General features: G+C 56.7%; 16 protein-coding genes and 1 pseudogene. 12 read left to right on the top strand and 5 right to left on the bottom strand.

What is annotated here, in order from left to right:
• Window positions 1-18 precede the first annotated feature (18 nt).
• A complete protein-coding gene (locus tag AC2FHW_RS01700; RefSeq protein ID WP_496821344.1) occupies window positions 19-867 on the bottom strand; it encodes a LysR family transcriptional regulator in 849 nt (282 codons plus the stop codon).
• 108 nt (window positions 868-975) lie between these two features.
• Between AC2FHW_RS01700 and AC2FHW_RS01695 the strand changes: the two genes are divergently transcribed.
• Genes AC2FHW_RS01695 through AC2FHW_RS01670 form a run of 6 tightly spaced genes read left to right on the top strand, consistent with a single transcriptional unit; the run spans window position 976 to window position 6664 of the window.
• The gene (locus AC2FHW_RS01695) at window positions 976-1575 is read left to right on the top strand and encodes an amino acid synthesis family protein (RefSeq protein WP_142634190.1); all 600 of its coding nucleotides are present in this window, start codon (window positions 976-978) and stop codon (window positions 1573-1575) included.
• Window positions 1547-2326 (top strand): alpha/beta fold hydrolase, encoded by a 780-nt coding sequence (locus AC2FHW_RS01690; protein ID WP_496677763.1) that lies wholly within the window; start codon window positions 1547-1549, stop codon window positions 2324-2326. The genes AC2FHW_RS01695 and AC2FHW_RS01690 overlap by 29 nt, the downstream gene beginning before the upstream one ends.
• Complete coding sequence (locus AC2FHW_RS01685) at window positions 2323-3231, top strand: flavin reductase family protein (protein ID WP_496707836.1); 909 nt, start codon at window positions 2323-2325, stop codon at window positions 3229-3231. The genes AC2FHW_RS01690 and AC2FHW_RS01685 overlap by 4 nt, the downstream gene beginning before the upstream one ends.
• Before the next feature lie 12 nt (window positions 3232-3243).
• Window positions 3244-4278 (top strand): LLM class flavin-dependent oxidoreductase, encoded by a 1035-nt coding sequence (locus AC2FHW_RS01680; protein WP_496821343.1) that lies wholly within the window; start codon window positions 3244-3246, stop codon window positions 4276-4278.
• 8 nt (window positions 4279-4286) lie between these two features.
• Window positions 4287-5765 (top strand): aldehyde dehydrogenase, encoded by a 1479-nt coding sequence (locus AC2FHW_RS01675; RefSeq protein ID WP_496821342.1) that lies wholly within the window; start codon window positions 4287-4289, stop codon window positions 5763-5765.
• 32 nt (window positions 5766-5797) lie between these two features.
• Window positions 5798-6664 carry an urea carboxylase-associated family protein gene (locus AC2FHW_RS01670; RefSeq protein WP_496785245.1) on the top strand — a complete coding sequence of 289 codons (867 nt, stop codon included), beginning with the start codon at window positions 5798-5800 and terminating at the stop codon, window positions 6662-6664.
• Here the strand turns inward: AC2FHW_RS01670 and argE are convergent.
• The 3 genes and pseudogenes from argE to AC2FHW_RS01655 all read right to left on the bottom strand — a co-directional run bounded on the left by argE (window position 6661) and on the right by AC2FHW_RS01655 (window position 8307).
• Window positions 6661-7818, bottom strand: coding sequence for an acetylornithine deacetylase (argE, locus tag AC2FHW_RS01665; RefSeq protein WP_282021308.1), 1158 nt, complete (start codon window positions 7816-7818; stop codon window positions 6661-6663). The genes AC2FHW_RS01670 and argE overlap by 4 nt on opposite strands.
• Window positions 7815-8060 (bottom strand): annotated as a pseudogene (locus AC2FHW_RS01660) (M24 family metallopeptidase); the annotation flags it as partial. The pseudogene AC2FHW_RS01660 and the gene argE, both read right to left, overlap by 4 nt.
• On the bottom strand, window positions 8056-8307 hold the full coding sequence (locus AC2FHW_RS01655) for an aminopeptidase P family N-terminal domain-containing protein (protein WP_496730526.1): 252 nt from the start codon (window positions 8305-8307) through the stop codon (window positions 8056-8058). The pseudogene AC2FHW_RS01660 and the gene AC2FHW_RS01655, both read right to left, overlap by 5 nt.
• A gap of 110 nt (window positions 8308-8417) precedes the next feature.
• Here AC2FHW_RS01655 and AC2FHW_RS01650 point away from each other — a divergent pair, with 110 nt between their 5' ends.
• The 6 genes from AC2FHW_RS01650 (at window position 8418) to AC2FHW_RS01625 (ending at window position 16263) form a co-directional block, all read left to right on the top strand.
• Entirely contained in the window at window positions 8418-9461 is a 1044-nt protein-coding gene (locus AC2FHW_RS01650; protein WP_496700196.1) for a pyridoxal-phosphate dependent enzyme, read from the top strand.
• A gap of 576 nt (window positions 9462-10037) precedes the next feature.
• Window positions 10038-11129 (top strand): ABC transporter ATP-binding protein, encoded by a 1092-nt coding sequence (locus AC2FHW_RS01645; protein ID WP_142634174.1) that lies wholly within the window; start codon window positions 10038-10040, stop codon window positions 11127-11129.
• A gap of 101 nt (window positions 11130-11230) precedes the next feature.
• The gene (locus AC2FHW_RS01640) at window positions 11231-12319 is read left to right on the top strand and encodes an extracellular solute-binding protein (protein WP_142634172.1); all 1089 of its coding nucleotides are present in this window, start codon (window positions 11231-11233) and stop codon (window positions 12317-12319) included.
• Window positions 12320-12389: 70 nt separating this feature from the next.
• The gene (locus tag AC2FHW_RS01635; protein WP_271946783.1) at window positions 12390-13664 is read left to right on the top strand and encodes an ABC transporter permease; all 1275 of its coding nucleotides are present in this window, start codon (window positions 12390-12392) and stop codon (window positions 13662-13664) included.
• Window positions 13665-13669: 5 nt separating this feature from the next.
• Window positions 13670-14881 carry an ABC transporter permease gene (locus tag AC2FHW_RS01630; RefSeq protein ID WP_271946786.1) on the top strand — a complete coding sequence of 404 codons (1212 nt, stop codon included), beginning with the start codon at window positions 13670-13672 and terminating at the stop codon, window positions 14879-14881.
• A 161-nt stretch (window positions 14882-15042) separates the two neighbouring features.
• Window positions 15043-16263 (top strand): aminopeptidase P family protein, encoded by a 1221-nt coding sequence (locus AC2FHW_RS01625; RefSeq protein WP_271946789.1) that lies wholly within the window; start codon window positions 15043-15045, stop codon window positions 16261-16263.
• Window positions 16264-16284: 21 nt separating this feature from the next.
• On the opposite strand, the gene speB is transcribed toward AC2FHW_RS01625, so the two are convergent.
• On the bottom strand, window positions 16285-17259 hold the full coding sequence (gene speB / locus AC2FHW_RS01620; protein ID WP_496821341.1) for an agmatinase: 975 nt from the start codon (window positions 17257-17259) through the stop codon (window positions 16285-16287).
• Between the last annotated feature and the right edge of the window lie 74 nt (window positions 17260-17333).

Here is a 17333-nt window from a genome sequence, read left to right as displayed (position 1 = left end):
TGTGTCTGAATCAGACCCTCAGGCACAAGAAATAAGGCCGGAAAACCATTCGGTGAAATCCGATACCTCGGTTGAGTTGCGAAGGACGGATAAAAAATAGCCCTCACAGGCGGGTGCGGAATCTTTGCTGGCAAGGCGGACTTTGCCCGATTTCAAGGCTTGCTCTGCGATGATAGAATTCACCAGCGCAACACCGCTGCCTGAAACGGCAAGTTGCAGGGCGAGGCCATAGGAATCCACAAAATATGATGGCTTGCGCAGTTTCTGGCCGGTGATTTCACCCCATGACGCCCAACTGTCCGATGTGCCAACGGATTCGATCAGGGGCAGTTCAAGCCAATTGCCGCTTAGATTCGGCGACACCACCGGGACAAGGCGATTGGGATTTAACGGTTTCGCATTTTTCCCGACTTGTTTTTCTGAACCAAAGCGTACCTCAATATCGGCGCGCGATGCTGCGTATTCGTCAGGCCAGATCGTGCTGACAAATCGGAGTGAGGTTTCCGGGTGCTGGGCCTGAAATTCGGGTAATGCCGGCGAGATGACCCATTCGATGATGCTGATAGAGGCTGCCACCGTGATATGGCGAGCTTTTTCTTCGGCCAAATAGGGTGAGGCTGCGGAGTGCAACATATCCAAGGCTGCCTCGACTTGTGGCAGCAGCTTCCGCCCTTCATCCGTCAAAGAAAGACCGCGCGCGTGGCGGTGGAACAGAACGACGCCCAGACGGGTTTCCAAGGCTTTGATTTGTTGGCTGACTGCGGATTGCGTCAACCCGATTTCATCCGCTGCAGCAGTTGAACTAAGCCGCCGCGCCGCTGCTTCGAACGATCGGAACCACGTCAGGGGAGGGAGTGTTTTTGCCATCGGTAACCGACTTATTAGTGTTGTTAACACCTAAGGCTCAAGTTCTTTCGTTTGTCAAAAGATGTTTCTAACGGTGATATTTCCTCAAGCAGATTTGGGGAGACGGCAGTGCAGCCAAATATCAGAAAAATAGTGACTTTCGACGAAGAGGTTCTGGTAGAAGGATTTCGGGCAGCGGAACGCCCGTGGCGCATGTTTGCCGTAGCGGCGGTTGTGTCGAACCCCTGGGCTGGCCGGTATGTCGAGGATCTGAGGCCGGAAATTCTGGCCTATGGACCTGTGCTGGGGCAAATGTTGACTGACCGGATGGTCACGCTTGCAGGCGGCGGCGAGGTGATCGAAGCCTATGGCAAAGCGGCGGTCGTTGGGCTGGATGGCGAGGTCGAACATGCCTCGGGCCTGATCCACACGCTGCATTTCGGGAATTACTATCGTCAAGCGGTTGGGGCCAAGTCCTATCTGTCCTTCACCAATACCCGCGGTCCGGCGAACACTCCGATCATGGTGCCCATGATGGACAAGAATGATGCCGGGCGTAGATCGCATTATCTGACGCTGCAGTTTGCAATCCCCGACGCACCGCGCGCGGATGAAATTGTGGTCGTGCTGGGTGGCGCAACCTCGGGCCGTCCCCATCATCGGATCGGCGACCGTTATCAGGACCTCAAGGATTTGGGCCATGACGTGGACAACCCGGCCTCGGTCTGAACTCAGCACCCTGGCTGTGATTGATCAGGGCCAAGGGCCGCTGGTTATTCTGCTGCACGGGGTTGGCCTGCGGGCCGAGGCGTGGGGCGCGCAGATCGACGCCCTGGTCGCGGCGGGGTATCGTGTCTTGTGCCCGGATATGCCAGGACATGGTCAGTCGAGCTTTGATCATCCGACTGGCTTGGAGGCCTACGTGCACCGCACGGCGTCCGTGCTGACAGAGCCCGCTGTCTTGATCGGCCATTCAATGGGCGCCCTGATAGCGCTCCGACTGGCGGCGGATGTGCCAGATAGCGTTCTTGGCGTTGCGGCATTGAATGCGATCCATCGGCGTCCGGTTGCCGCGCACAAGGCTGTCGTCGCACGTGCCTCGGCCTTGGAGGTATCGGGGCCAAATGATCCCACGGTCACGTTGCAACGTTGGTTTGGCGAAGCCTCGTCCGCCGAGCGACAGGCCTGCAGGCGCTGGCTAACTGAGGTTGATCCGGCGGCCTACAAATCCGCGTATACCGCTTTTGCCGAAACGGACGGTCCTTCCGATGATGAACTGGCCCGTATCGCTTGTCCCGCCTTGTTCATGACCGGCGCGGATGAGCCGAATTCGACGCCTGAAATGTCTCGGGACATGGCGCGTTTGGTTCCCTCGGGACAAGCTTCAATCATCGCAGGTGCCGCACATATGTTGCCGATGACTCATTCCGCCGAAGTAAACGCACAGCTGTTGGAATTTGTGGGGGGGTGCCAGCCATGACAAGTATGGACCCCCGAGCTTTGCGTGACGCCTTTGGCAGCTTTATGACCGGGGTGACAGTTGTGACGGCACGGGATCCGCAGGGCGCGCCGGTCGGGTTCACCGCAAACTCGTTTTCGTCTGTGTCACTTGACCCGCCATTGCTGCTGGTGTGTCCGGGGAAGTTTCTGTCCAGCCACGATATTTTCGCCAACTGCACCCGGTTTGCGGTGAATGTGCTCGCAGATGGACAGCAAGAGATATCGAACACTTTCGCTGGGTATAAAGGGGACCGGTTTGCAAAGGTCGCGCACAGCAATGGTCTTTTTGATCTACCCCTAATCGACGGTGCGCTGGCGCAGTTTTGCTGCGAGACCCATCAGGTCCTTCCCGCCGGTGATCATACCTTATTGATCGGTGAAGTGGCAGAGTTCTCGCACTCGGTCGGGCAGGGTCTTGGATATGTCGGAGGGTCGTATTTCAGCCTGGGGCTCGAGCGGGAAGTGGACGCCATGGTACCGACGATCTGCGGCGCGATCATTCGCAATGGCGACAGCGTCTTGCTGGAGCCGAGCAACGGTGCCTATTGTCCCATTCAAATCGCCGGGGTCGAGCGGGGTGGGCAGAGAAACCGGTTGACCCAGGGCCTGTCCGAACGTGGGCTGAAGGTACAGGTCGAACAGGTCTATTCCTCATTCGACGATGCGGAAACAAAGCAGCATTACACCTATTTTCTGGCCAGCTGTTCCCGACCAACGCCGCTTGAGGGCGCCGAATGGATCAGAACGTATGACCTTCCGAACCTGAAATACGTGTCCGGCGGTGTCCGCCACATGATGACCCGCTATGCGATGGAAGCCAAAGAGGGGGATTTCTCTCTCTACCTTGGTGACGCCTCGCAGGGCGACATTCACAGCTTACGATAAAGGAGCAGGTCAATGGAATTTTCCCTGTTTGCCCATATGGAACGTTTGTCGCCAGATCAGCCGCATGACGTTCTGTATGACGAATTCGTCAGCCTTGTGAAAATGGCGGACGAGGGCGGGATGCGGGCCGTCTGGACTGGCGAGCATCACGGGATGGAGTTCACCATCGCGCCTAACCCCTTTATCTCGCTAGTCGATCTGGCCCATCACACCCGGAATGTACGGCTGGGGACGGGTACGGTAGTCGCCCCGTTCTGGCATCCGATCAAATTGGCCGGAGAGGCCGCCGCGGCAGATCAGATTACCAAAGGCCGGATCGAACTGGGGATCGCACGCGGCGCATATTCTTATGAGTATGAGCGCCTGATGCCGGGGATGGATGCCTGGGAAGCGGGCCAACGGATGCGGGAAACAACCCCTTTGCTTCCGCAGATCTGGCAGGGCGATTGTGCGCATGAGGGTGAGTTTTATTCCTTTCCGGCGACCACATCTGCGCCGAAACCGTTTCAGAAAAACGGTCCGCCGATCTGGATCGCGGCGCGGGACCCCAATAGTCATGAATTCGGTGTCCACAACGGGTTTAACATCCAGGTCACCCCCCTGTGGCAGGGCATGGAAGAGATTGAAACGCTGATGGACCGCTTCAATGCAGCCTGCGACAGCCATACCGGACCGCGCCCCAAAATCATGCTGTTGCATCATACATATGTTGGCAAGGACACAGACGATGTTGCGCAAGGCGTTCAGGAATTGCGCCGGTATTACAACTATTTCGGTGCCTGGTTCATGAATAAACGCCCGGTCGCACAGGGTTTGATCCAACGAATCACCCAGGACGAGATGGATGCAAACCAGATGTACACAAGTGATAAGCTGGCGCGCGACCTGACGGTTGGTACAGCGCAGCAGGTTATCGACCGGATCAAACGTTATGAAGATTTGGGCTATGATGAGTTTTCGTTCTGGGTCGACAGCGGGATGACGAACGAGCGAAAACGTGCCTCTCTGGCGCGGTTCATCGACGACGTCATGCCAGCCTTTCAGTGAGGAATATTATGGGAAATCTACCGCATTTTCAGCTTTTCATTGATGGCGCCTGGACCGAGGGGGCGACGTCTCAGGTCATGACATCTGTCAACCCCGCAACCGGTCAGGGATGGGCGACCTTTTCCTGCGCAGCACCCGAGGATGTGGACAGGGCAGTCGCCGCCGCCAAACGGGCGCTTGATGATCCGCAATGGCGCGACATGACGGCCACCGCGCGCGGCAAGCTTTTGTATCGTCTGGCCGATCTGGTTGCCGAACACGCCGCAAAGCTCGGGGAATTTGAGACAACCGACAGCGGCAAACTGCTGGCAGAAACCTCGGCGCAAACGGGGTATGTCGCGGATTATTACCGCTATTTCGCAGGGCTTGCGGATAAGGTTGAAGGAACGGTTCTGCCCATCGACAAGCCCGATATGCATGTGTTTACCACGCGCGAACCCATCGGAGTTGTTGCAGCGATTGTGCCGTGGAATGCGCAAATGTTCCTGACGGCGACCAAACTGGGCCCGGCGCTTGCGGCTGGCTGTACCGTCGTGCTGAAAGCATCCGAAATCGCGCCCGCCCCGATGCTGGAATTCGCACGTTTGATCGAACAGGCCGGATTCCCTGCAGGCGTTGTCTCGGTCATCACCGGGGATGCGGAAAACTGCGCAATTCCATTGACCCGCCACCCCGATCTGGATCGCATCGCCTTTACCGGCGGCCCCGAGACCGCGCGCCATGTGGTTAGAAATTCGGCCGAAAACTTCGCGGTCACCTCGCTGGAACTTGGGGGCAAATCGCCGATAGTTGTTTTTGATGACGCGGATCTGGATGGCGCGGCAAATGGCCTGATCGCCGGAAACTTTGGCGCGTCGGGGCAAAGTTGCGTTGCGGGCACGCGCGGGCTTGTGCAGCGATCCGTTCTGCAAGGCCTGATCGGCCGCATCAAAGAAAAGGCGGGTGCAATCGTTCTGGGTGACCCGCTGGATGCCGGTACCCATGTCGGACCGCTATGTACCATGGCGCAAGTGAACAAGATCGAAGAGACCCTGGCCAAGTCAGCGGAGCAGGGGGCCGTGGTCCATTTCGGCGGGCAACCTGCGGATCGGCCCGGCAATTACATGAACCCAACACTGGTCGAGTGCATATCGCCCGAGACCGAGACGTTGAAAGTTGAGATGTTTGGCCCGGTTATGTCTCTGCTGCCCTTCGATACCGAAGAAGAGGCCATAGCATTAGCCAACAGCACGGTCTTTGGGTTGGGGTCTGGCGTGTTCACGCAGAATCTGGCGCGGGCGCATCGGGTGTCCAAGCGGATCAAGTCGGGGATTTGTTGGGTTAATACCTATCGCGCGATCTCTCCTATCGCGCCGTTTGGCGGATTCAATCAATCAGGGTATGGCCGTGAAGCCGGGGTTGAGGCGATCCTGGATTACACCCGGACCAAGACCACCTGGATCAGCACCTCGCAAGAGCCGATGGCGAACCCGTTTGTGATGCGCTAGGTCTGTTGTCAGACAGATATCGGAGCGCGGTCATGAAGTTGAAACATCCGAATTTTGAACCTCCGGCAGACGCAAATGACCGGAGGGCGATCCCTCCAGTCATTTGCTATCCGCCCGAAACGATACCGCAACCTGATCTGGCTGCGTTGACTGACCTGAGGCAGCGCGCGGTGAAAACCGCCGAAGTCATAGCAGCCCCGCGTGATGCGGCCTGTATTGAAGTGCCCGCGGGGGCCTTTATTCGGGTGGTGTCGGTCGATGGCGCGCAGGTCGGTGATCTGAACATGTGGTACAAGCACGACCTGACCGAACGGTTCTATTCCGGCAAAACCCGCGCGCTGCATGGCACGCATCTGTCGACCGGGGATCGGATGTGGTCAAGTTTTCCGAATATGCGGCCCATGGCGACCATCGTTACGGATACTCTGGATTGGTATGGGTTCGATTCATACGGCGGATCCGTGCATGACGTAATCGGGACCCGCTGTGACCCCTATACCGGGCGACTGCTGTCTGGCGATGACTACCATTATTGCTGCCATTCCAACCTGACACGGGCATTGGCCAGCCATTGCGGCCTGCCGCTGCATGAGGCCGAAATGCACGTCCACGACGTGTTGAACGTCTTCATGTGCACCGGATTTACGCAGGACACAGGCCAATACTTCATGAAGGCAAGCCCGGTGCGTCCGGGTGATTATCTGGAATTCTACGCTGAGATTGACCTGATCGTCGGCCTTTCAGCTTGTCCCGGGGGCGATTGCTCGTCCGAGCATTCCTCGGACGCAGCCGCCTGTTATCCATTGGTTATGGAAGTCTATGACCCCGGTGAAGACATCCGAAACGCGCATATTCAGCCCAAGCGATCTGCTTATGATCGCACTCATGGGGCAGGTTAAGAGGTCAGGCGTTGCCCAAGCCGGTCCAGCATCCGACAGCATAGGTCGAGCTGTTCGATCTCGACGTACTCATCTGCTTTATGGGCCTGTGTGATCGAGCCGGGACCGCAGACAATCGCGTGGGTGCCAAGCTGCTGAAACAGGCCAGCTTCAGTGGCGAATGACACAACACCTGTTCCGTTCGCCCCGGTCAGCTCGGCAACCAGTTTGCGGGCGGCGTTTTCTTCCATGGGCTCAAGGCCTGCAACCTCGGCCGTGATATCCTGCGTGATGCTGGCTTCACTATGGACGGCCTGCATTTCGGGCAGCAGGCTGTGCGTCACATAGTCAGTCAGGGTTTGCTTGACGAAATCTGCATCGCTGGCCTGAACCGGGCGCATTTCCCAGCCGACATCGGCTTTGCTGGCAATGACGTTATGGGCGACGCCGCTATTGAAGAACCCCACGTTTATAGTGGTCCAGGGTGGCTCGAAGGGGCTGTTTGTTGGCGCGCGGGATTTCAATATCTGGCGCAGTTCCAGAAGTTTTCCTACATAGCGTGCCGCGTATTCCGCCGCATTAACCCCATCATCAGGGGCCGAGCTGTGTCCTTCGAGCCCAACAAATCGTGTCGTGTATTCATAGCACCCCTTATGTCCTTCGATCAGGCACATTTCGGTGGGCTCTCCGATTATTGCGATATCTGGCACAATTCCTCGTTCGGAAAGATCGTTCACCATGTTCTGCGCGCCCAAACATCCGGTTTCTTCATCATAGGTGAAGGCAAAGTGCAGCGGTTGGGTCAGTTTTCTGGCATCCAGCGTTTCGGCAAGTGCAAGTGCGGCGGCGATGAAGCCCTTCATGTCACAGGTGCCACGTCCGTAAAGTCTGCCATCTTTCTCGGTCATCAAAAACGGGTCTGATGTCCAGTTCTGATCCGCGACGGGAACCACGTCCGTGTGGCCGGATAACAGGATGCCGCCGGGAATGTCTGGGCCTATGGAAGCAAATACATTGGCCTTGGTGCCAGTATCATCCCGGGTTTCGATGCAGCGTGCACCCAAGGCTTGCAACCTGTCCCTTAGATAGCTGATGATCTGAAGATTGCTGTCTGCAGATACCGTTTCAAACGCGATCAGATCGGCGAGGATATCTTGGGTTCTTTGCAGGGTCATGGCTTTACAAACAGCTTTCTTGGGCGGTTACAGTAACATTCGGCAGGACCGGTATCGGTGATCAGGATCGACTCGGTGATCTCTAACCCCCAGTCATTCAACCAGAGGCCAGGCATAAAGTGAAACGTCTTGCCTGGTTCCAGGATTGTCTCATCCTCGGGACGCAGAGATATCGTGCGCTCACCCCAGTCCGGGAGATAGCTCAGACCCACTGGATAGCCGCAGCACGCGCGGCGTTCAATGTGGACGTATCTGACAATCTGGCATCCACACTGTACGTCGTTCCCCATTCGTATCCTGATTGCGTCCCCACCAGATCGGGTCTGCGTCATGAAAGACCAAAACGCCCTGATGGACGTAGAACGACCACCCCTCGTATCCGGTTAGCCACGTCATGTTCGAAGGGTCTTCGAAGTACAGCGCGTCCAGCCCGACCTCGGTCACGGCTTTTCGTGTTTTGGACAGCCGACGGTCAAATTCCCCCCGCATGAATGCCGGATTCACTTGGCTCATCGGATCCTCGTGTCGTGATTAGAGACGTGTTGACAGAACTTTACGAATCCGATCACGTCAATGGACAACTCAGGAAGGAAATACTGTTGAAACTCAGTTCAAACCCACACCGCGGCAAGGAAAAATTGATTCCTAATGCTCCATTTCCTTCGATAAACGCGGCTCGCGTAGCTGATTTGTTAACAGTTTGCCCTGCAGCAGCGGAAACCAATCTGGTTGAAGCCAAGGATTTGGCCAATGTCGCCGATCTATGGGTCAAAGATGAGCGTGGGCGCATGAACCTCGGGTCATTCAAGGCTTTGGGGGCTGCCTATGTCATCGCCCGTCACGCTGCTGATCTGGCGCAGACACCGGATGAGTTTACTTTACGCGGGAAAACCTATGTCACCGCTAGCGCGGGTAACCACGGGATGAGTGTAGCAGCAGGTGCACGGATATTTGGGGCTGATGCAGTGGTCTATATCGCCGAAACCGTACCTGAAAGTTTCGCGGAACGCCTTCGTGCGCAAAAAGCCAGGGTCGTTCGTCAAGGTACGGATTATGCTGCCAGTATGGAGGCTGCTGGCAAAGCGGCGCAGGATAACGGTTGGACATTGCTATCTGACAGCTCGTGGGACGGGTATTACGAGCTGCCGCACACCCTGATGGAGGGGTATCTGCAGATGGCTGCAGAAGCGGTGCGCCAATGCCCAAATGCGCCCACGCATATCATTTTGCAGGCCGGGGTAGGTGGGTTGGCAGGGGCGGTTGCAGCTTATGCGCGCCATGCCTGGGGTGATGGACCCAAGATCATTGTCGTGGAACCCGAAGCGGCCCCTGCGTTGCAAGCCAGTATCGAAGCAGGTACCTGCGTGTTTGCGGATGGGCCTGACAGCATCATGGGGCGGCTGGACTGTAAAGAACCCTCGCTGATCGCGCTGAATGGTCTGGCGCGGGATGCAAACTGTTTTCTGACGCTCTCGGATGACGACGTGGTGCGGTATTTACCGGCCATGGCAGAGGCTGGGTTGGCGACAACTGCTTCGGGCGGGGCAGGCGTCGCAGCAGCGATGAATGCAGATGTCTGCGAGGCCCTGAACATTGGGAGCGATGCCCAAGTTCTGTGCATTTTATCCGAAGTGCCGGATTGAAGAAGGTCAAGAAACATCTGAATCCTGCCCCGGAATAAGCGCAGGAAGCGGCAAATTAAGAGGGTGCAACTGCCCCCACAGGCAGAATTCGATTGCGCCTGAAAACGCGGGGTTCGCAAATCCGTACCTCTGCCCTATCAAAATGAGATTAATAGCCCCCCAAAGCGCGGTTTCTAGATTGGATTGCACCAGATAATTTTGGCGTTTTCCGATCGGTCAAGGATTTTCGACATGCGAATCTCTCAGCAACTCAGTATCGATGTCGAGGTCTGGGCCGGGAGATACGGCGGTTTAAATAGCAATTATAACTCATTTAAATAATTATATTTATGTTGTTGAATGGGAAGTTAAATAGAGGCGAATGAAGCAAGTTAATTACGCCATTCAAGGCCTTGCGTTGCGGACGAGATATCGAAATATCAGTTGAGCTGAAGTGAATTACAGGATTCTTTGTCGCCTAGCTGTCACATTTATGGTTGCGTGGTTGGTCCCCCATGTCCTTAAATAGGGTGGACTGGTCTTTGAGATCCGGATGAACCGGGCAAGCAAAGACCGCACAGGGGAGCCAAGTTGGTAATGTCAAATGACGCAGCGTTCGTCGAATTTCAGCGTGTTCAAAAATCTTATGACGGCGAGATACTCGTCGTAAAAGATCTTAACCTCTCAATGCCAAAGGGTGAGTTTCTGACAATGCTGGGCCCCTCTGGGTCTGGCAAGACGACTTGCCTGATGATGTTGGCTGGTTTTGAGACCGCTACCCATGGCGAAATCATGTTGGACGGGCGCCCGATCAACAATATTCCACCTCATAAACGCGGGATCGGCATGGTGTTTCAAAACTATGCCTTGTTCCCCCATATGACCGTGGCTGAAAATCTCTCGTTCCCGCTTGAGGTGCGCAACATCGGCAAAAGCGATCGGGAAGAAAAAGTGAAGCGCGCGCTGGATATGGTCCAGATGGGCGCCTTTGGCAGCCGCCGTCCGGCGCAACTGTCCGGCGGTCAGCAACAGCGGATCGCCTTGGCCCGTGCCTTGGTGTTCGAGCCCGAGCTGGTCTTGATGGACGAGCCACTGGGCGCGCTGGACAAGCAGCTGCGCGAACATATGCAGTTCGAGATTACCCGTCTGGCGCATGAGTTGGGGATCACGACGGTCTACGTCACCCACGACCAGACAGAGGCGCTGACGATGTCGGATCGCGTGGCCGTGTTCGACGACGGACGCATCCAGCAGCTTGCGCCGCCGGATCTGCTCTATGAAGAGCCCGAAAATAGCTTTGTTGCCCAGTTCATTGGTGAAAACAACACCTTGGAAGGCGCTGTTAAGTCAATCGACGGCGACTCGTGCGTGGTTGCACTGGATGATGGATCAGAAATTGACGCCAAACCGGTCAATGTCAGCGCTGCTGGTGAACGGACCAAAGTTTCAATCCGCCCCGAACGGGTGGAGTTCAACAAAGATCGCCTGCATGCCGATGCGCATACGCTAAAGGCGACTGTCAAAGAATTCATCTATATGGGTGATGTCTTCCGGTTCCGCCTATCTGTGGCGGGCAATGAAGACTTTATCATCAAGACCCGAAACGCTCCCGATGCGGTTCGGTTGTCGCCCGGCCAGGAAGTTGAAATCGGTTGGTTGGCCCATGATTGCCGGGCACTTGACGCCTGATGAAGAACGTCCCCTGGTGGATCGCTGGGGGGTAAATGGCGGCCGGGTTGCCCCGTGATCCGGTCTGTTCAGAAATTTACGGGTATAACAGGGAGTTAACAATGAAAGTTAAGACCACTTTGATGGCAAGCGCCATTGTTGCCGTGGCCGGAGGCGCCATGGCCGAGGAGATGACGATTGTCTCGTGGGGCGGCGCCTATTCCAAGTCACAGCTGAAGGCGTATCACGAGCCCTATTCTGAAAAGAGCGGCATCACTATCCTTAACGATGACAGCTCGGCCGAAGCGGTTGCCAAGCTGCGCGCGATGAACGAAGCGGGCAACATCACCTGGGACGTAGTGGATGTTGTTGCTGCGGACGCAATTCGTCTGTGTGACGAAGGTCTGGCGATGGAGATCGACCCCGACACCATGCTGGCCCCGGCGCCCGACGGCACTTCGGCTGCCGATGATTTCGGTGACCTGCTGGTCAGCGAGTGCTTTATCCCGCAGATCGTGTATTCGACTACATTCGGCTATCGTACAGACCTGGTAGGTGACACACCTCCGACCGATGTCTGCGCCGTATTTGATCTGGAGGCCTATCCGGGCAAACGTTCACTGGAAAAGCGCGCCATCAACAACATGGAATGGGCGCTGATCTGTGACGGCGTCGCCAAAGATGACGTTTATGACGTTCTGGCGACCCCTGAAGGTCAGGATCAGGCATTGGCGAAACTGGGAACCATCAAGGACAACGTCGTCTGGTGGTCCGCGGGTGCCGACACGCCGCAGCTTCTGGCCGATGGCGAGATCATCATGGGCTCGACCTATAACGGCCGTCTGTTCAGCGTGATCGAAGAGCAGAAGCAGCCCGTTGCCATGCTGTGGGACGCGCAGATCTTTGACCTGGACGGCTGGATCATCCCCGCCGGTCTGAGCGAAGAGCGTCAGCAGCGTGCGCTGGACTACATCATGTTCGCAACGGACACGCAGCGTCTGGCGGATCAGGCTAAGTACATCTCGTACGGTCCGGCCCGTGCCTCTTCGGCTCCGCTGGTTGGTCAGCATGCCGAGCTTGGCATCGACATGGCGCCGCACATGCCGACCGATCCGGAAAACGCCAAGAACACGTTCCTGTATAACTACGAGTTCTGGGCGGATTACCGCGATGACATCGAAGCGAAATTCCAGGCTTGGCTTGCGAAATAATCGTTTGATTTCATGAAACAGTCGGGGGCGGTGCGCCGCCCCCAGACCCAAGCAGAGTCAAGGGGCACAAATGACTGACGCAAGCCAAAATGCGGGGCCGATGCTGGCAGCGGACGGAACGCCGCTCAAGCAATCGCTGGCACGTTCACTGCGGCGGCAGAAATTACGAGCATTGATGCTCGTCGCTCCGCTTCTGCTATTTGTCATGTTTTCCTTTATCGTGCCGATTGCTTCAATGCTGTTCCGCTCGGTTGAAAACAGCATGGTTTCAGAGACCCTCCCGCTTACTGTGGAAGCCCTGCAAAGCTGGGACGCCCAAAGCGGTGAGCTTCCGGACGAAGCAGTATACGACGCATTTGTTCGCGACATGGTCGTTGCCGTTGATAGCAAAACCCACACCCGCCTTGGCTCGCGTCTGAACTACGAAGAGACTGGCATGTCTTCTTTGTTCCGCCGCTCTGGCCGGAAAATGGGCAAGCTTGACCCTGAAACCGATGGACCGTTCAAGGAACAGATCATAGAGATTCACGAGGGCTGGGGCGATCCTAAGACATGGGCAGTGATCAAGACCCATTCGCCAACGGTTACCAATGGTTATTTCCTGAACGCGGTCGATATGCGCCGCACGCCCGAAGGCGCGCAGTCGCAGCCTGAAGACAAGCAGATTCTGATCAAGCTGTTTGGCCGCACATTGTTCATGTCGCTGGTGATTACGGTGTCCTGCATCTTGTTGGCCTATCCGGTTAGCTACCTGCTGGCGACCCTGCCGATGCGGGTGTCGAACCTGCTGATGATCCTCGTTCTCTTGCCTTTCTGGACCTCACTTCTGGTGCGGACCTCGGCGTGGAAAGTGATGTTGCAACAGCAGGGCGTGATTAATGAAACATTGGTCTGGCTTGGACTTGTGGCCGATGATGCACGACTGGTGATTATCAATAACCAGATAGGCACGATCATTGCGATGACGCATATCCTGCTGCCGTTCATGATCCTGCCGATGTATTCAGTGATGCAGACGATCCCGGTGACTTACACGCGGGCGGCGAAATCCATGGGCGCGACCAACTGGACGACCTTCTGGCGCATCTACTTCCCACAATCCATTCCGGGTATCGGAGCGGGTTCTATCCTCGTGTTCATTCTGTCGATCGGTTACTACATCACGCCTGAAATTGTGGGCGGCACCAAGGGTGTCTTCATCTCGAACCGGATCGCCTATCACATATCGTCCTCGCTGAACTGGGGACTGGCTGCGGCCTTGGGTACGATCCTGCTGGGTGTCGTCATGCTGCTCTACTGGGTCTACGACAAGATCGTGGGCATTGATAACGTGAAGTTGGGATAATCGACATGGCAGCACTTACACCGATATCCCGCAAACCGCTCTCCATGGTTCTGCCCAGTGTCGCCTTGGCGGGTGCCTTCGCCGGCGTCTTTGTCGGCGCGGGCAACGGCTCGATCCTTTTGGGCATTCTGGGTGGCGCAGCTCTGATCGCCGCGCTGGCCTGGGTCTACATCAACGTTCTGAAGAACGAAAAACTGGCGCGCTGGATCAATATCCTGGGTTTCGGCGTCATCGGTTTCCTGTTGACAGGTCCGATGGGTGGCATTCTGGGCCTGTTGGGCGGTTGGTTTTTTATCTTCTTTATCTATTGGCTCTATGAAGGCCGGTATCGTCGCAAACTGCTCAGCTATCTGACGCCAAAACAGGTGTTCTATCACTATCTGTTCCGGGTTATCTGCGGTGCGATCTTCGTGTTCCTGATCACTCCGATCCTTGTGGTTCTGCCGCTGTCGTTCAACGCGCAGGACTTCTTTACCTTCACCCCTGAGATGCTGAGTCTGGACCCCGAAGGATATTCGCTGAAGCATTACCGCGATTTCTTCACCAACAATGAATGGCAGCGCAGCTTCAAGAACTCGCTGATCATCGCGCCGATTGCGACGATCATCTCGGTCTCGCTGGGCACGTTGGCGGCCATCGGCCTCAGCCAGAGCCACGTACCCGGCCGCCGCGTAATCATGGGCGTCCTGATCTCGCCGATGATCGTTCCGTTGATCATCTCGGCCACCGGCATGTTCTTCTTCTACAGCGATATCGGTCGCTTCATGGAAGGCACGCTGGGCATGAACAAGAACTTCGTGGGCTATGTGAAAGTTGTCCTTGCTCACGCCGTTCTGGGCATCCCTTTCGTCATCATCACCGTGACTGCGACGCTGGTGGGCTTTGATCGCTCTCTGACGCGGGCGGCGGCGAATATGGGCGCGGGCCCGGTGCGGACGTTCTTCAAGATTCAGATGCCCCTTATCCTGCCGGGCGTGATCTCGGGCGGCCTCTTCGCCTTTATCACCTCGTTCGATGAGGTGGTTGTGGTGCTGTTCGTTGGCTCTGCCAGCCAGAAGACACTGCCATGGCAGATGTTCACCGGCCTGCGCGAACAGATCAGCCCGACCATTCTGGCGGTAGCGACCATCCTTGTGGTGATCTCGATTGCGCTGTTGACCACGGTAGAGCTGCTGCGGCGGCGGTCTGAACGCATGCGGGGGCTCAGTCCCGCTTGACGCGACTCAAAAGGTGATTTAGCGATTTCACCATGCACCCCGGTCACGATGGCGTCGTGACATCTAGGCGGGTGCATGGCTCTCGGTTCCCGAGGCCGCTTGTCCTGAACGCCGGGACTTGTGGCCGGGCTTTGCCTGTCCGGCATCGAGGAGAGACCAAGATGAATGATCTAAACAATCGCCCCGAATTCTTTACCTGCCACAACGGTGAGAAGGCGCCTTTGCCCTTTAGTAAGGCGGAATATGCACGCCGTCTGGCCAGCTTGCGCGCCACGATGGCCGCCCGCGATATTCCAGCAGTTCTGCTGACTTCCATGCAAAACATCGCCTATTACTCGGGCTTCTTGTATTGCTCGTTCGGGCGTCCCTACGGTTGCGTTGTCACTCAGGACAAATGCACCACCGTGTCGGCCAATATCGACGCCGGCCAGCCTTGGCGTCGCTCGGTTGAAGACAACGTGATCTATACCGACTGGAAGCGGAACAATTACTGGCGCGCGGTGGCTGATCTGATTGGATCAGCCGGTCGGGTCGGGATCGAAGGCGATCACATGACCCTGGCAATGCGCGACACCGCACTGGATATGCTGGGCCAGCCTGAACTGGTTGATATCGCACCTGACACAATGGCCGCACGCATGGTGAAATCCGCCGAAGAGATCGCGCTGATCAAAGGCGGCGCACACACTGCAGATGTGGGCGGTGCAGCCATTCACGCGGCGATCCGCGAAGGCGCAACCGAGATCGAAATCGCCATGGCAGGCCGTGACGCTATGGAGGCCGAGATTGCTCGTGCTTATCCAGAAGCCGAGTACCGCGACACCTGGGTCTGGTTCCAATCCGGCCTGAACACTGATGGCGCACATAACCCGGTCACCAAGCGGGCGCTGGAAAAGGGCGATATCCTGTCGCTGAACACATTCCCGATGATCTCGGGCTATTACACTGCGCTGGAACGCACCTTGTTTCTGGGCGAACCCGACGCTGACAGCCTGCGCATCTGGAAGGCAAACGTCGCCGCGCATGAGTTGGGGCTGAGCCTGATCAAACCGGGCGCGACCTGCTCGGGGATCACGGCTGAGATCAATCGATTCTTCGCCGACGAAGGCCTGCTGCAATACCGCTCCTTTGGCTATGGCCATTCCTTCGGCATACTCAGCCACTATTACGGTCGTGAAGCGGGTCTTGAACTGCGCGAGGATATCGACACGGTTTTGGAACCCGGCATGGTCGTGTCCATCGAGCCGATGCTGTGGATACCTGAAGGTCAGAAAGGCGCCGGCGGCTATCGTGAGCATGACATTCTGGTGGTCGAAGAGGCCGGAGCTGAAAACATCACCGGCTTCCCCTATGGGCCAGAACACAACACGATCAGCGCCTGATCACATGGGCAGGAGGGGCGATTAGCCCTTCTTGCCCCGTTCGTGAAAGATGAAGCCGATAAAGTTCAACAGCACCTGTGCCGCCAGAATCTGCGTGCTTTCGGTTGGGTCGTAACTTGGGGCGACTTCAACAAGGTCGATCCCGACCACGTCACCGCGTTTCGCCAGCCCCTGAAGAATTTCCAGCACATCGTAATACAAAAACCCGCCATGGCTGGGCGTACCCGTGCCAGGTGCGATTGAGGGGCAAAACGCGTCGATATCAATCGTAACGTAATACCGCGCGCCCTCGGGGATGCGCTCCAATACACCTTCGGTGCCCAACTTGCGCACCTGTCGTACGGACAAGATGTCCGAGCCGCGAGCGCGGGCATCCTCATACCCTTCCTTGGCGGTTGATGACACGTTTCGGATCCCCAACTGGGTCATGCCGGCGACATAAGGCTTTTCAATCGCCCGCCGCATCGGATTGCCGTGGCCAGCAGTGACGCCATGACGTTCGTCAACGAAATCTAGATGCGCGTCGATCTGGATCACATGGATGGGTCCATTCCGCTCGCACTCTGCCGCAAAGGCGTTGATGCAGGGAATATTCACCGAATGATCGCCGCCGATGGTGACGGGCAGGGCGCCTGCGGACAGAATGCGTTCGACGCCGTATTGAATATTGGCGTGGCTCTCATCTGTCTTGGTGTGGATAATATCGGCATCCCCAATATCGACCATCCGCACCGATCCATCCAGATAGGTAGCGTCATCCTCATGGTCATATGCCCCGGCATGGCCAAAGCTGAACAGGGTCGAGGCCTCGCGCACCGCACGCGGCCCAAAGCGCGCGCCGGACCTCCATTGAGTGCCAAAGTCGAAAGGCGCCCCCATGATTGCGACATCTGCATCGATGTTGTCCCAATCTTCGACATAAGGTGACTTGCCGAAGGTTGAAATGCCGACGAAAGGCAGATTAAGCCGCCCACCGCTATACCCATGTGATGACATGGCGAGTTTCCCGTTTCTTGCTGTTCAACGGCAGCTTAGACAGGAATTCCAGGCGGCGATAGGTGGGGGTGATC

This window comes from Ruegeria sp. YTSA108 (assembly GCF_059610185.1).
This window is presented reverse-complemented; position numbering and strand designations above follow the sequence as displayed.